This window comes from Pseudarthrobacter sp. H2, from assembly GCF_050157045.1.
Taxonomy (GTDB): domain Bacteria; phylum Actinomycetota; class Actinomycetes; order Actinomycetales; family Micrococcaceae; genus Arthrobacter.
In genome coordinates this window covers 4140363-4155419 of record NZ_CP189594.1, presented here as the reverse complement: position 1 = coordinate 4155419, position 15057 = coordinate 4140363, and the positions used below count along the sequence as shown (strand labels likewise).

The 15057-nt window shown below is 67.0% G+C and carries 13 protein-coding genes; 4 read left to right on the top strand and 9 right to left on the bottom strand.

Annotated elements, in window-relative coordinates:
• The first annotated feature begins 175 nt into the window (after positions 1–175).
• The 3 genes from ACQCSZ_RS19255 to ACQCSZ_RS19245 all read left to right on the top strand — a co-directional run bounded on the left by ACQCSZ_RS19255 (position 176) and on the right by ACQCSZ_RS19245 (position 4033).
• Positions 176–1642, top strand: coding sequence for a GntP family transporter (locus tag ACQCSZ_RS19255; protein ID WP_427005271.1), 1467 nt, complete (start codon positions 176–178; stop codon positions 1640–1642).
• A complete protein-coding gene (locus ACQCSZ_RS19250; RefSeq protein WP_427005270.1) occupies positions 1642–2505 on the top strand; it encodes a class II fructose-bisphosphate aldolase in 864 nt (287 codons plus the stop codon). The genes ACQCSZ_RS19255 and ACQCSZ_RS19250 overlap by 1 nt, the downstream gene beginning before the upstream one ends.
• A 184-nt stretch (positions 2506–2689) precedes the next feature.
• The gene (locus ACQCSZ_RS19245) at positions 2690–4033 is read left to right on the top strand and encodes an acyltransferase family protein (RefSeq protein ID WP_427005269.1); all 1344 of its coding nucleotides are present in this window, start codon (positions 2690–2692) and stop codon (positions 4031–4033) included.
• Here the strand turns inward: ACQCSZ_RS19245 and speB are convergent.
• Complete coding sequence (gene speB / locus ACQCSZ_RS19240; protein WP_427005268.1) at positions 3996–4994, bottom strand: agmatinase; 999 nt, start codon at positions 4992–4994, stop codon at positions 3996–3998. The two genes, ACQCSZ_RS19245 and speB, sit on opposite strands and share 38 nt — an antisense overlap.
• The gene (locus ACQCSZ_RS19235) at positions 4991–6373 is read right to left on the bottom strand and encodes an MFS transporter (RefSeq protein WP_427005267.1); all 1383 of its coding nucleotides are present in this window, start codon (positions 6371–6373) and stop codon (positions 4991–4993) included. The genes speB and ACQCSZ_RS19235 overlap by 4 nt, the downstream gene beginning before the upstream one ends.
• A 172-nt stretch (positions 6374–6545) precedes the next feature.
• On the opposite strand from ACQCSZ_RS19235, the gene ACQCSZ_RS19230 reads away from it, so the two are divergent.
• Positions 6546–8081 carry a PucR family transcriptional regulator gene (locus ACQCSZ_RS19230; protein ID WP_427005266.1) on the top strand — a complete coding sequence of 512 codons (1536 nt, stop codon included), beginning with the start codon at positions 6546–6548 and terminating at the stop codon, positions 8079–8081.
• Positions 8082–8148: 67 nt separating this feature from the next.
• Here the strand turns inward: ACQCSZ_RS19230 and ACQCSZ_RS19225 are convergent, their stop codons facing one another.
• From ACQCSZ_RS19225 to ACQCSZ_RS19195, 7 genes are all read right to left on the bottom strand, one after another.
• Positions 8149–9567 carry an aspartate ammonia-lyase gene (locus ACQCSZ_RS19225; protein ID WP_427005265.1) on the bottom strand — a complete coding sequence of 473 codons (1419 nt, stop codon included), beginning with the start codon at positions 9565–9567 and terminating at the stop codon, positions 8149–8151.
• On the bottom strand, positions 9557–10759 hold the full coding sequence (locus ACQCSZ_RS19220; protein WP_427005264.1) for a M20 family metallopeptidase: 1203 nt from the start codon (positions 10757–10759) through the stop codon (positions 9557–9559). Before ACQCSZ_RS19220 ends, ACQCSZ_RS19225 begins: the two co-directional genes overlap by 11 nt.
• Entirely contained in the window at positions 10756–11433 is a 678-nt protein-coding gene (locus ACQCSZ_RS19215; RefSeq protein WP_427005263.1) for a DUF1028 domain-containing protein, read from the bottom strand. The genes ACQCSZ_RS19220 and ACQCSZ_RS19215 overlap by 4 nt, the downstream gene beginning before the upstream one ends.
• Before the next feature lie 29 nt (positions 11434–11462).
• Positions 11463–11882 carry a RidA family protein gene (locus tag ACQCSZ_RS19210; RefSeq protein ID WP_427005262.1) on the bottom strand — a complete coding sequence of 140 codons (420 nt, stop codon included), beginning with the start codon at positions 11880–11882 and terminating at the stop codon, positions 11463–11465.
• A complete protein-coding gene (locus ACQCSZ_RS19205; RefSeq protein ID WP_427005261.1) occupies positions 11879–13339 on the bottom strand; it encodes a 4-hydroxyphenylacetate 3-hydroxylase family protein in 1461 nt (486 codons plus the stop codon). Before ACQCSZ_RS19205 ends, ACQCSZ_RS19210 begins: the two co-directional genes overlap by 4 nt.
• Positions 13336–13941 carry a flavin reductase family protein gene (locus ACQCSZ_RS19200; protein ID WP_427005260.1) on the bottom strand — a complete coding sequence of 202 codons (606 nt, stop codon included), beginning with the start codon at positions 13939–13941 and terminating at the stop codon, positions 13336–13338. The genes ACQCSZ_RS19205 and ACQCSZ_RS19200 overlap by 4 nt, the downstream gene beginning before the upstream one ends.
• 141 nt (positions 13942–14082) lie before the next feature.
• Positions 14083–15003, bottom strand: a complete 921-nt coding sequence (locus ACQCSZ_RS19195; protein WP_427005259.1) for a LysR family transcriptional regulator — start codon at positions 15001–15003, stop codon at positions 14083–14085.
• Positions 15004–15057: the final 54 nt, after the last annotated feature.

Genomic DNA, 15057 nt, shown 5'->3' with positions numbered 1-15057 from the left:
GCCCAGGGCCTCGCCGCGGCGGACGATTCGGCAGTCATCAAGGTGGTAGCCCCCACCAAGCGCACGGTCTGACCCGTACCACCAGCCCGACGACGGCGGATCCCCCTTCCGCCGTCGTCGAACCTTTCCGTCGTTACCCTTTTCGAAGACTGTCCTGTCAAAGGAGACACCCAACATGACCCCCCTGATTAATTCCCTGGTGGTGCGCGCCGCAGACGCGCCCGTCATCAAGCCGGCCGTGGAGCTGGGTACTCCGCTGCTGCTGACCATCGCGGCAGCCGGCGTGGCGCTGCTGCTGCTGCTGATCATCCGCTTCAAGGTCCAGGCCTTCGTGGCCCTGCTGGCCGTCAGCATCCTGGTGGCCGTGGCCGCCCAGATCCCGCTCAAGGACGTCTTCACCGTGGTTTCCAACGGTGTGGGCGGCACCTTGGGCAAGGTTGCCATCCTGATCGCCCTGGGCGCCATACTCGGCCGGATGATCGAGGTCTCCGGCGGCGTCCAGTCGCTCGCAGACCACTTCACCGCCAAACTGGGCGCCAAGCGGGTGGCGGTGGCCCTCACCGCCGTCGGCTTCCTCGTCGCCATCCCGGTGTTCTTCGAGGTGGGCATCATCGTGCTCGTGCCGATCGTCTACGCCTTCGCCAAGATCGCCAACGTCCACCCCGTCAAGTTCGGCCTGCCCATGGCCGGCATCATGCTGTCCATCCACGTCGCCGTCCCGCCGCACCCGGGCATTGTCGCCGGAGCGGGCGTGCTCGGCGCCGACATCGGCCTCATCGCCCTGATCTCGCTGGCGATCTGCGTGCCGCTCGGTTTCCTGTCCTACTGGGTTGCCAGCATCATGAACCGCCGGGACTACGAGCTGCTGCCCACCGTCAAGGCACAAGTTGACGAATTCGGCTCCGACACCGTGGTGCGCGCGGGCCACGTCGGGCCCGGCGCCAGCGCGGTTGCCCCGCCCCGTCCGGGACTGATCATCTTCCTCATCGCCGCACCGATCACCCAGATCCTGCTGGGCACCGTCGGCACGCTCGTGATCGACAAGAAGGACTACTGGTACGGCGTGGCAGCCTTCGTCGGCAACCCGTTCTTCGCTCTCCTCGTCGCCGTGGGGCTCGCCTTCTTCCTGCTGGCCGTGCGCCGGAACTGGTCGCTGAAGGAAACCGGCGAGATCTTCGAAGGCGCCCTGCCGCCCATCGCCTCCATCCTCATGGTGGTGGCAGCCGGCGGCGTGTTCGGCGGTGTCCTCCAGGTCTCCGGCATCGGCGCGGCGCTCTCCGAAACCCTGGACACCCTGGGCGTTCCGCTGCTCCTGCTCGGTTTCATCATCTCGCTGGCCCTCCGGGCAGCCCAAGGCTCGGCCACGGTCGCCATTGTCACCACCACCGGCCTGCTCTCGGCGGCCGTGGCCGGCGGCGGCTACACCCCGGCGCAGATCGCGGTGATCGTGATCGCGATCGGCTTCGGCTCCCTTGGCCTCTCGCACGTCACCGACGCCGGCTTCTGGGTGGTGGTGCGGTACTACGGCCTCACCGTGGCGGACGGTCTCAGGACCTGGACCGTGCTCACCACCATCCTGGGGCTGGCCGGCTTCGCCCTGACGTTCGTGGCCTGGATCCTGGTGGGAGGCCTGGGCGCCTGATGCGTACCCGCCTCGACACCCTGGTTGTCTCAGCCCTCCAGCAAGGCGCCGCAGTCCCGGCCTTCACCTGCTACGACTTCACCACGGCCCTCGCCGTCGTGGGAGCGGCCGAGCAGGCCGGCCGTGGGGCCATCCTGCTGGTGGCTCCGAAGACCGCCGCCACACCCAACGGGCTGCGGCTCATCTCGGCCCTCCGCGGCCTCGCCGACGCCGCCACCGTTCCGGTCGCCGTGCAACTGGACCACGCCTCCGAGCTGCAGGTCATCCTCGACGCCGTCGCGGCCGGGGCGGACTCCGTCCTCGCGGACGGCTCGTCCCTGCCGTTCGAGGAGAACATCGCGCTGGTCCGCGAAGTCCGCGCTGCACTGGACGCTCAGGGGGACTCCGGCGTCGTGATCGAAGCGGAACTCGGCGGCCTCGCCGGGGACGAGGACCGCGCCTTCTGGGCGGACGCCGCCGGCGTTGCCGTGGCGGGACTCACCGATTCCGCCCAGGTGGAGGACTTCGTGGCACGCACCGGCGCGCAGCTGCTGGCCGTGGCCGTGGGCAACGTCCACGGCAAGTACAAGGGGGAGCCCCGGCTGCGGTGGGACGTGCTGCAGGACATCGCGGTCCGCACCCACATCCCGCTGGTGCTGCACGGCGCCTCCGGCATCCCGCCCGAGGAGCTGGTGAAGGCTGCCGCCATGAACGTGGGCAAGGTGAACTTCAACACCGAGCTCCGCACCGGCGTGCTGGCCACGTTGGAGGCCCGGACGGCCGCGCACCGTGCCGACGGCGAAAACCTCCAGGCGCTGCTGGGGGAGTGGGACGCCGCGGCCCGGGACTTCGCCGCCGCTTCCCTGGGCACACTCTCCCGCTGAGCCGGGGCCCGGACGGGGGAAGCCAGGATCGGACCTGCTGGCCGCCTGAACGCGGGATATTCGTCCGTCGCCGATTCCGCTGGATGTAGGCCCGGACAAGGCCGACAATGGAGGCAACGAGGCGCGAACGGGGCCGAATTGGCCGCGTCCGCGGGCGCTATTGGCAGCTTCCTTAGGGGGCGCAATGGGTGTTCCACAGCAGGGGCGCGGCGGCGGACCGGCCACCATTCCGGAACGCGACCTGGCGATCGACCTTGCCAGGTTTTTCTGCCTTGCCATCGTGGTGGTGGGGCACACCATGATGGTCAGCCCGGTGCTGCATCCCGACGGCACCGTGACCTCGGAAAACACCCTCGGGAACCAGCGCTGGTTCGAGCCGGTCGCCTGGGTCCTGCAGGTGATGCCGCTCTTCTTCGTCGCCGGCGGCATCACCGGGCTGGGGTCCTGGCAGCGGCTCAGCGCCCGCGGCGGCAGCGCCTTCGACTTCATCCAGGCGCGGATGCTGCGCCTCATCCGTCCGGCGGCCGTGCTGCTGGCCGTGATGTTCGCCGGGCTGTGGACCGCCCGGCTGGCAGGGGTGGACCCGGAGGTCATCCAGCTGCTGACCGCCGGGGCCGGCATGCCCTTGTGGTTCCTCGCCGCCTACCTGGCCGCCCAGCTGAACCTTCCGCTCCTGGCGCGCCTGCACTCCCGCGCCCCGCGGCTGACCTTCGCGGGCCTCGCCGGGCTCGTGGTGACCGTGGACTGCCTGCGCGGGATGCTGCCGCTGCTGGCCTACGCCAACATGATTTTCCTGTGGTGCGCCGTGCAGCAGCTCGGATTCATCATGGCGGACGGCCGGCTGCCGGACCTGGGCCGGTCCGCGCTCGCGGGCATCATCGTGGCCAGCAACCTGGCCCTCGGGCTGCTCGTGGCGCTGGGGCTCTACCCGGGGAACATGCTGGTGAACCTCAATCCGCCCAACCTGGCCCTGCTGTTCCTGGGGATCTCGCAGGCTGCGGCCCTGCAGCTGTTCCGGCCGGCGCTCACCCGGGTGGCGGCCGTCGGATGGGTACGGAAGGTGCTGGCTGTGGCCGGCCGCCGCGCGATGACCGTCTACCTGTGGCACCTGCCGCTGCTCGCGGCGATGTCCGGGCTCCTGCTGCTGTCCGGGTTCCCCCAGCCGGCCGGCGGGACCGCCGCCTGGTGGTGGGGCCGGCCGCTCGTGCTGGCGGCCGTCGTCGTGCTCCTGCTGCCGGTGCTTGCGCTGTTCGGGAGGCTGGAAGAGCGTCCGACGTCGTCCGGCCACGTGCGCGGCCGCCCGGCGGCCGCCGTGGTGACGGCCGCCGTGGTCGTCTTTGTCCCGGTGTCCGACGCCGCCCTCAACGGGCTCACGCCGGGGCTTCTGGGCGGCGGAGCAGCCTGTTTCGCCCTCGCCACCCTGCTCCTGGGCAGGGTTCCGGCTCCGGCCCCGGCCGTGGCGGAGGCGCCGGTGGCCTGCAACGGCGTGCCTAAACGGCGGCGCCCTCAAGCGCTTCGTCGCTCCTGAGGGTTGCGCCCTTGGAGCGGTTCACCATGAGTCCCAGGAGGTCAAAGACCAGGGTGGCGGCTGCCAGGGTGGTGATGTCCGCGTGGTCGTAGGCGGGGGCAACTTCGACCACGTCGGCTCCGACGATGTTGATGCCGTTGAGGCCGCGCAGCAGGGCCAGCAGTTCGCGGGAGTGCAGGCCGCCCATTTCGGGAGTTCCGGTGCCTGGAGCGTAGGAGGGGTCCAGGACATCGATGTCGATGGAGACGTAGACCGGGGTGTCGCCCAGGCGATCCTTGACCCTCTGGATTGCGGCCGGGACGCCGATGACGTCCAGGTCCGAGCAGCGGATGATCTGGAACCCGAACTCGTGGTCGCGCAGGAAGTCGTTCCGGTCATAGACCGGCCCGCGGATACCCACGTGCATGGACTTGTCCTCAACGAGCAGGCCCTCTTCGAAGGCCCGGCGGAAGATGGTTCCGTGGGTGACCGGCTGGTCGAAGTAGGTGTCCCAGGTGTCCAGGTGCGCGTCGAAGTGGAGCAGGGCAACCGGTCCGTGGACCTCGTTCAGGGCCCGCAGCATCGGCAGGGCGATGGTGTGGTCCCCGCCGATGGCGATCAGCCTCTTGTCCTTGCTGATCAGCGGCCGTGCCTGCTCTTCGATTTCACGGACGGCGCGGGTGATGTCGTAGGGGGTGCAGGCGATGTCGCCGGCGTCCACCACCTGGGCTTCGTAGACGGGCTCGACGTCGAGTTCCGGGTGGTAGCCGGGGCGCAGCAGACGGGATGCTTCACGGACAGCGGCGGGACCGAACCGGGCGCCGGGGCGGAAGGACGTGCCGCCGTCGAACGGTACTCCGACGATGGCGATGTCGTAGTCGGGCACCCGGTCGATTTGAGGGAGCCGGGCGAAGGTTCCAAGCCCGGCGTAGCGGGGTACCTTCGTTGCGTCGACGGGGCCGATCGGCTTGTGCGTGGTCATGACAGTGCTCCTTCTGTTGCTTTGATGGGTGCCGGGGTTTCCGGCTTTTTTTCGGTGGTGAGTTCCGCGAGGGACTTGTTGGCGGTTTCCGGCGCGAGCAGGAAGGTGGCCAGCAGTCCGACCAGGGAGATGACGGCGCCGATGAGCAGCGAGCCTGCGGCGCCGAAACTGAGGATGGCGACCGGCATCAGGTAGGTGCTGGCTGCGGAGCCGACACGGCTGATTGCCGTGCCGAAGCCCACTGCTGTAGCACGGACCTCCGTGGGGAAGAGTTCGTTCGGGTAGACGACCTCGAGGAAGCTGGACGCGCCAGAGGCCAGGGCGAAGATGGCCAGGGCGATGAAGAGCGGCGCGGCCTGGACATTGGGGATGAAGGCGGGGATGGCCAGGGCCACCACGATGATGCCGAAGCTCCACAGGAGCAGCTTGCGACGGCCGATCTTCTCGACGAGCCACAGACCGGGAACGCCGCCGACGACGAACAGCATGGAGATCAGGAAGGATCCGCCGTAAAGGTTGGCGTCACCTGTCATGCCCATGGACGCCAGCAGGTCCGGTGCGAAGGTGTAAACCGCGAAGAGCGGGATGACCTGGGCAGTCCAGAAGATGGAGACAAAAAGTGTGCGCTTCCAGGCCTGGCCCCTGAAGATGTCCAGGAAGCTGCCCTGCTTGGCAGGACCTTCACTGTCCGAGGCGATGTCGGCGAGGCCGTACTGCCGGCCGTAAACCTTCTTGATGACAGCCTCCGCCTCGTCACGGCGGCCACGGGAGAGCAGCCAGCGGGGGGACTCAGGGGTGCCGAGCCGGAACAGCAGGGTGATGATGGCGAAGATCGCCGGGCTGGCAACCATGACGCGCCAGACGTCCGGCCCCGTGTCGCGGAGCAGGTATCCGACGGCGTAGGCAGCTGCGGCGCCGATCGCCCAGACCACGAAGGTGGCACCCAGGAGGCGGCCACGGTGTTTCTTCGGGAGGAACTCGGCGAGCAGCGAGGTGGCGATCGGGTAGTCGGCGCCGATGGCCATACCGAGAAGGAACCTGCAGAGAACAACCTGCCAGACTTCGGTCGCGAAGGCATTGAGGGCGGAGAACAGGGCCAGACCGATGAGGTCGGCAATGTACATCTTGTGCCGGCCGATCTTGTCCGTCAGCCACCCGAAGATGGCCCCGCCGAAAAAGATGCCAACCAGGCTGGCCGCACCGATCAAGCCGATTTCCACGGTGCTCAGGTGCAGGCCCGGGGTCATCGTGATCAGGGCGATTCCGATGATTGACAGCGCGTAGCCGTCGATGAAGGGACCCCCGGAGGCAAAGAAGGTCAGCTTTTTGTGGAAATTTGTAAGTGGGGCGTCATCAATGAGATTGCTCGTTGCGCTCATCGCAAACCCTCTCTCTTGAATGCTCGTCGTTGAGCGGGAAGTAAGTGACTTAATCATCGGTGACCGGCATCACCTCGCATACCCGTCACCTGACTACAAATGACGGAGGCGTCTATACATCTGTATAAAATGGGCCCGGTCCACTGCCCGCCGAACGAAGGAGCCACTGGTCGTGATTACCGTTGCCGAACTGCTGGCTGAGCCTCAGCTGGGCCTGAGCCTGATTGCAGGTTCCGGGGGTCTGGGAAACCGCATCACATGGGCGCACACCTCGGATCTTCCCCGGCTGTGGGAGTGGGTCACCGGCGGTGAGATCATGATGACCAACGGGTTGTCGATTCCGCCGGACGCCGCCGGACAGGTTGAACTTGCCGAGTCCCTGGTTAGGGCAGGCACGAGCGCTTTGGCTGTCGGCGAGAAGATGCACGCCCCGCAGCTTCTGCCCGAATTTCTGTATGCGTGCAACGCCCTGCCATTGCCGGTGATCAACGTGCCCTATCCGCTGCCGTTCATCGCGATTGCCCGGTCGGTCGCCGAGTCTTCGCTTTTGGAGGAATCCCGCAGGCTGCGGCAGACGGCCAGGATTTATGACCTTCTCCGTCTTGCCGGGGCCGGGAACCACTGGCAGAAGCTGCTCCAAGGGGTAGCGGCCGAGCTGGATTCGAGGCTGTTCGTGGTGGACCGGCGGTGCCTTCACCCGTGGCACCCGGACGGCGAGGCATTGCCGGCAACCCTGGCGGGGGAGCTGAAGTCGCTGGTGGGGCAGACGCCGGGTGCCACGAAAAATTTCCAGTGGCACCGGCTCGGTGACCAACACATCCTCATGATGGACATTCCAACGCACACCAATGCGCTGCTGGTGGTCCTTCCGGCGTCCGAACCGCACCCCGATGCGGTTGTTTTGCTCCATGCGGCGACGGTGCTGGGCCTGGAGCTGTCGCGGACCGTGCTGGCGCTGGAGAACCGGCTCCGTCTGGGGGCCGAATTCCTTCTGCAGGCATTTGACGGCCGCAACGGGATCGCGGATCTGGAAAGCCGCCTGTCCGAATTCGAAATTCCGGCGCAGGAGTTTCTGGTCGTCTCCATGTCCAGTGATGATGGAGCGCATCTGGCCGACGTGCACGTGAATCTGTGGCGCCATGGCTTCCCGACCGCGTGCCTGCGCAGCTTCAACAAGCTCCACATCGCGGTGTCCGCGGAGTGTTCCGCGGAGCTGTTACGGCATGTGGTCAGGCCGGATGTCCGGATCGGCGTCAGCACCCCGTCCACCGCTGCAGGCGTCCAAAGAGCCCTTCAGGAGTCATTGTGGGCGCTGGGAACAGCAGGCAGCAGTACGGAGCAGCTGGTGCGTTACGCGCAGGGCCCTTCGTGGCTGGGGTTGACAAGCCATGACGAAGGAAAGGCGCTCGTCCAACGGCTCCTTGGCCCGGTCTTCGAGTACGAGCGGGGCCGCGAGCCGGATCTCATCCTCACACTGAAGACGTATCTGGACATGCAGCGGTCGTGGCAGAAGACGGCGGCCGCCCTCTTCGCGCACCGGCAGACCATCATCTACCGGATCCGGAAGATCGGTGAGCTGACGGGGCTGGACATGACCGAAACGTCAACCCTCGCCCAGCTCTGGTTCGCCTTGCAGATCCATGACGCGATGGAGATCCGCGGCAGCAGCGCGCCTCTGACGTCCCCGTCTCCGGCACGGCGGGGATGATGCCGGCGTTGCTCCACCGGGTTCCAGCCCGCTGAGGGCCCAGGGCAGCTACGGACATGGCGCCCGCCTACAGCCCGGATGCAGCCACCCGGATGCGGCCGGTGAGCGTGTCCGGGTCCAGGGCTTCCGCCAGTTGTTTGGCCGAAATCAGTCCGCGAGCCAGCGCCAGCGAGCCGATGTCGGACCCGGTCAACAGGGCTTCCTGCGCGATCTCCGTGGACGCCGCGTAGCCGATGTACGGGCTCAGGGCCGTGACCAGCCCTGCAGAGTGGGACACCATGCGTGCCATCCGGTCCCGGTTGGCGGTGATGCCCCGGACGCAGCGGGTGGCAAGGGCGTCGCAGGCGGCCCGGAGATGGGTCAGAGAGCGCAGCATGCTGTACGCGATGACCGGTTCGAAGGCGTTGAGCTGAAGCTGCCCGGCCTCGGCTGCCATCGTGATGGTGACGTCGTTGCCGATCACTTCGAAGGCCACCTGGTTGACCATCTCTGGAATTACCGGATTGACCTTGCCCGGCATGATGCTGGAGCCGGCCTGCATCGCGGGAAGGTTTATTTCGCCGAAACCCGCAGTGGGTCCGGAGGACAGCAGCCGCAGGTCGTTGCTGGTCTTGGAGAGCTTGACGGCAGTGCGCTTGAGCACGCCGGAGAGCTGCACAAAGGAGCCGCAGTCCTGGGTTGCCTCGATCAGGTTGGCCGCCACCTTCACAGGTTCCCCGCTGATCCGGGACAGGTGGCTGCACGCCAGTGCCGAGTACAGCGGATGGCCGTTGATGCCGGTTCCGATCGCCGTGCCGCCAAGGTTGCTTTCCAGCAGCAGCACCGCGGTTTCGGCAAGCCGTTGCTCATCCTCGCGGAGCATGATGGCGTAGGTCATGAACTCCTGTCCGAGCGTCATGGGGACGGCATCCTGCAGCTGGGTCCTGCCCATCTTCAGGACGTCGTCGAATTCGGCGGCCTTGTCCGCGAAGGCGGCCGCCAGGCGTTCCATCGCCTCGCGCAGCCGCCTCAGGGACACCACCATGGACAGTTTCAGCGCCGTGGGGTAGACGTCGTTGGTGCTCTGGCCCAGATTGACGTGCTCCAGTGGGCTGAGCATCCCGTAGTCGCCCCGCTGGTGGCCCAGGATTTCCAGCGCCCTGTTGGCGATCACCTCGTTGGCGTTCATGTTGGTGGACGTGCCGGCACCGCCTTGGATGGGATCCACCACAAACTGCTCCAATAGGGCGCCGGCACGGATTTCCTCGCAGGCCTGGACAATGGCCCGGCCCTGTTCCACGGGGAGCAGGCCGAGGTCCATATTGGCCGAGGCCGCCGCCTGTTTCACCGCGGCCAGCGCAAAGACGAGGTCGGGGAAGGCTGCGATGGAGGTTCCGGTGACGTCAAAATTCTGCCGGGCCCGCATGGTGTGGATTCCGTAGTAGGCCTCGGACGGGACCTGGAGGTCCCCGATCAGGTCATGTTCGGTGCGCGTTTCAGCCGGCATGGCTCGCCTCGGCTGCGGGGGACGCAGCGGCATGGTTTTGCCGCTGGAGTCGCTTTCTGGTTTCCGGGTTGTTCGCGATGTCGATGCACGTCCAGGCCAGGGCCGTGGCCGCATCAAGGATGGCGCGGTTGGCGGCGTCGCCCACGCAATGGGCGGCGAATTCCTTCTGGTGGTTCACCGCCGGGAGCGAAGCGATCCCTATATAGGGGTGGATGGACGGGATGACATGCGAGATGTTGCCCATGTCTGTGGACGCCCGGTTCATGCGCATGTCGGGGCCCGACGTCGTGAAGCTCCGCCCCAGCTGCGTGGCGTTGTCTATGTAGAGCTCCAGGATGTCCTCGTCGGTGACGAAGTCGGCGTAGGGCTTGCTTTCGGGTGTGATCTCCAGTTCGCACCCGGTGGCCAGGGCCCCGGCCTCGAAGCACCGTTCCACCCGGGCCTCCAGCGGCTTCAGGTCGGCCAGCGTCTCGGCCCGGACATACCAGCGGCCCTGCGTGTGCTCCGGGATCGCGTTCGGTGCCTCCCCGCCGTTGGTGATGACACCGTGAACCCGCGATCCCGGATCCAGCTGCTGCCGGAGCAGGCCGATGGCCACCTGGGCCACGGTGAACGCATCCGCGGCGTTGACGCCGCGTTCCGGGTAGGCCGCCGCGTGCGATGCCTTGCCGCGGTATTCGACTTTGCTGTGCGCGACGGCGAAGGGTTCGGCGCGCGCTACGTCCAGGGGCCCGGGGTGGACCATCATGGCCGCGTGCACGCCGTCGAAGCCGCCACGCTCGAGCATCAGGATCTTGCCGCCGCCGCCTTCCTCTGCGGGCGTGCCCAGCACGGTGATGGTGATGCCGAGTGCCGCAGTCAGGGGGGCGAGCGCAGCGGCTGCGCCTACCGCAGCCGCGGCGATGATGTTGTGCCCGCACGCATGCCCCAGCCCGGGCAGGGCATCGTATTCGGCGCAGATGGCCAGGTTCAGCGGCCCGTTGCCCACCCGGGCGGCAAACGCCGTGGGGAGTTCGCAGATGCCGGCATCAACCGTGAAGCCGACCCCGGCAAGTTCCGCCGCAACCCACTGGGCGGCACGCCGTTCTTCCCAGGCAATTTCGGGATTGGCGTGCAGCCGGTGCGACAGTGCCAGCAGCCGTCCGGAGAGTTCGTTGACGCGGGCCTTAGCGACGTCCTTGAGGTTGTTCACAGGTCACCCGGAACGCCATAGCTGGGGGCCGCCGTCGGATCGACTGCCCGGGTGAGATAGTCCTGTTTCTGCGGTGCCCACAGTTGCCGGAGCCGCTCCAGCTCGCCGATCGGGTCCTCTTCGGCCCAGTCCACCCGGAGGTCGGTCTCCGGCCAGCCGGCCGTCCCGACGACGACGAGCCCTGCCGAGTGCTCCGGCCCCTCCTCGCCGCCGGTGTCGCGGCCCGCCAGCAGCCCGGCCAGCAGCCGTTCCTCGAACGGGCGTCCGGCTGCCTGGAGATAGGCGTCCACCATCGCGTCAACGACGCCGGGGGATGAGAGCAGGTTTCCGGCGGCGACGACGCCGGCGCGGGCGACCGTCCGGTGGGTTCCCAGCGTGCCGTCGCCGGAGAACGCGGCGGTGCGGCCGGCGTCGTCGATCACCGTCAGCTGGCGGTAGCTGACCAGCGGCGCCGAGGCGATGACCTTGGCCAGCGCCTCGTCCGCGTCGGCCCCGGCTTCCAGCAGGTCAAGCAGCGTCGTGCCCAGCGCCGGGTTGGTGATGTTCTGCGATGCGGCGCCGCCGATGCCGGCCCGCAGATGCACGCAGCGGGCGGCCACAGCCGGGCTGGAGGAGGTCACCACCATGCCGAAGTCCCCGGTGGCTTCGTCCCTTGCGACCAATGAAAATGTCACTGCTACTCCCTGGTTCGTTGAAATCGGTGCTAGTTCTTGGCGGAAATGGCGGCTGTGGCATCGATCTCGACCAGCCATTCGGGCCGTGCCAGGGCGCTGACGACAATTCCCGTCGAGACCGGGAAGACGCCCTTGAGCCAGCGGCCCATGGTGCGGTAGACGGGCTCGCGGTACCGGGGATCGATGAGGTAGACCGTGACCTTGACGATGTCCTCGAGGCGGCTGCCCGCTTCCTTGAGCAGCAGGTCGATGTTCGCCATGGCCTTCTCCGCCTGGGCCTCGACGTCGCCGATGCCCACGGATTCGCGGCTGTCCAGGTCCTGGCCGATCTGGCCGCGGAGGTACACCACGCCGTTGGCCACCACGGCCTGGCAGAGATCGTTGTCCAGCTTCTGTTCCGGGTATGTCTCTTTGGTATTGAACGGCCGGATCCGGGTGTGGGTGCTCACAGTGAGGGCCCGTAGACCTTTTCGGACAGCTCGGCTGCCTGCTTGACCAGGCCCAGCGGACCGTCGAAGTCGAAATTGCGGTAGACGGCTCCGAGCTGGGCGAAGGGCGGGGACTGGGCGAAGAGCTGGAAGGTCAGCCGGTGCCCGGCGTAGTCGCTGTTGAGCAGGTCCCGGGCGAAGGACAGCAGCCGGCGGCGGTCTTCAGAGACCCAGTTCTCGTTGATCGAATAGAACTTTTCGAGCCAGGGGGCTGTTTCCGGGTTGCTGAACGTTGCCGCGTCCGGGGTGATGCAGATCTGGCCGCCGCACAGCTCGCGGGCGATGTGCATCATGGCGGGCAGCTGGGAGAGAGCCACCACGCGTCCGGTGTAAAGCAGCGACTGGTTGGGCATCAGCAGGCCGCCCGGGCTGGGTTCGGCGTTGGCGATGGCCGCCGTGAGGTGGGCGTTGATGGATTCCCGGTAGCAGGCGAGCTGGGCGAGCTTTTCCTGGACCGCCTGCTGCTTTTCCAAGCCGGTCTGCTTCACGTTCCACAGGGCCGCCCCGATCATGAGGTCGGCCAGGTGCAGGGTGCGCTGGACGAACGGGAAGGCACTGTACCGGTGCAGGGTGGAGCGGATGAACGACGCCGCCTTGGTGTGCTGGTAGAACAGGACGTCTTCCCAGGGGATCTCGACGTCGTCGAAGATCACCAGGGATTCCACCTCGTCCACGCGGTTGGCCAGCGGGTAGTCCGCGGACGGTGCCCGGCCGGCAAAGCCGTTGCGGGAAATGAATTTCAGGCCGGGGGAGCCCATGTCCAGCATGAAGCCGACGGCGTAGTCCGACAGTTCGCTGTTGCCCCAGTTGGCGATCGTTGGCTTGGTGAAGGCCTGGTTGGAGTACGCGGCGGCCGTTTCGTATTTGGCGCCGCGCACCACGATGCCGTTGTCGGTCTCCTTGACCACGTGCAGGAGCATGTCCGGGTCCTGGTCCTGCGGGGCCTTGGAGCGGTCGCCCTTGGGGTCGGTGTTGGCCGAGACATGGAACGGGTCGGCCTTGACGGCCTTGGCGATGTGGCGGCGGATGTTCTCGGAGAACCGCGGGTCGACCTCGTTGAGGACGTCCTGGCCGTCGAAGAGGGACCACATCTCGCCGATGGTTTCGTCGCCCACGCGGGTGACCACGCCGCCGGCTTCGCGCTGGACCAGGTCGACGGCGGCCCGCTTGTCGTGCCAGTCCTGCTGCGTCCGGGGGAGGCGGTTGGCGATGGCGTTGAGCTCCCCGGTTTCCTCGTCGGCGTAGGTCATGGCGGCCTGGGTGGACTCCTCATGGGCCAGATCGTAGATCCGGGCCCTGACATCCACGATCGGCTTGAACATGGGGTGGCTCGGGACGTCTTTGACCTTCTCGCCGTCGATCCAGACCTCGCGGCCGTCGCGGATGGATTCGCGGTATTCGTCGCCTGTACGGATCATCGTGAGTTCTCCTTGGTGTTGTTCCGGTGGACGGGGCCCGAACCCGGATAATCGGGGAAGACCGAGGGCGGGAAAGGCACCGGCTCGGCGTAGCTGTGGGCGCTGTAGACGAGGGGCACTCCGGGTTCGGCCTGCACATCCATCACGCGTCCGATATAGATGTAATGCGTTCCGGCGGTGGAAACCTCGTGGACCTCGCAGTCGAAGGACGCCACTGCATCGCGGACCCGGGGCGCACCCGAGGGGGCGTCGTCCCATTCGCCGCAGCTGAAGTCCCAGGGTTCCTTGCCAGGCCACGGGCGGCCGGCGAAGGTGTCGGCGACATGGTCGTGCTTTTTGCCGAGCAGGTTGACGCTGAAGACGCCGTGGGCGGCGATGGCTTCGTTGATGGGACTGCGCTGGTTGATGCAGACGAGCACCAGGGCGGGGTCGGCGGAGACTGAGCACATCGCGCTGACGGTCTGCGCAAACCGTCCGTTCGGGCCGTCGGTGGCCACCACGGTGACCCCGGTCGCGGCGGCCCCCATGGCGGCGATGAACTGCTCGCGGATACCCGGAGCGAGGGGCTGCTGGGGGACTGGAAGAGATGTTGAAGCTGTCATGGCTGGCTCCTGTTCGCATTGCGTTGGTGCATCTGCAATCAGTATGGAAACCCAGTCAGGTATGTGTCCAACAGATGTTTCAGCTAAGCCCCATTGGTTTTTTCCATACCTAAGTGACTCGTCCCTCCGCGGAGGAGCCGTTCAGGCGGTGGCCGGTGCCAGCGAGGTGCGGCACTGGTCAATGAACGCGGAGGCCCTGCGCGTCAGCCGCGCCCCGGCAAGATGCACGGCGCCCACGCTCAGGCCGGGCGGTGCCCCGATGAGCGGGCGGCACACGAAGCCGTGTCCCTCGTAGCTGACGTTGATACCCGTGCGCTGGCTCAGGATCGAATAGCCAAGTCCCCTGGCCACCAGTGCCCGGACCATTTCGAAGCTCGTCGTCCGGAACCGGATGTTCGGCTGCAGCCCCTCGGCCTCGAACAGCGAAAGGAAGTACTGGCCGCCCGGGGGCAGGTCGAAAAGGATCATGGGTTCGGCCGCGAGCTGCCCCAGGGAGATGCCGGGAAGCGTGCTGAGCGGATGGTGTTCGGGCAGGACCACATACGGGGGCGTGGACATCAGCACATGCATGGCCAGATCCGTGGGGAGGCGGCGCTGGTCGAACTCGTAGTCATAGAGCAGCGCCAGGTCACAGGCCCCGCTGCGGAGCAGGTCCACCAGCTGGGTGTAGGAGCCCTCCACGAAGCGCAGGTCCACGGCGGGGTGGTGGGCGACGAAGTCGGAGATGACCCGCGGCAGCAGGATCGGCGCCAGCGTGCTGTAGCAGCCGACGTCGAGCTTGCCGGAAAGCGATTCGTTCGCCTCCCGTGCGCTGTTTTGCAGGTCGTCAACGCCGGACAGCAGCCGGCGGGCGTCCACCAGGACCTGGTGGCCCACCGAGGTGAGTGACAGGCCGCGGGCGTGCCGGACGAACAGCTGGACCCCGAGGCTCTCCTCCAGGTCGGCCAGGGCGGTCGACACCGCGGACTGCGAGAGGAAAACGCGCGCTGCAGCGGCCGTCACGCTGCCGGTGTCGGCGGCGGCCACGAAGTACTCCAGCTGGCGGAGACTGACAGCACTCATAGATTATTCCTATTCCACACTTCGATTAGTTCTGTTTTACATGATCCAAGTCAC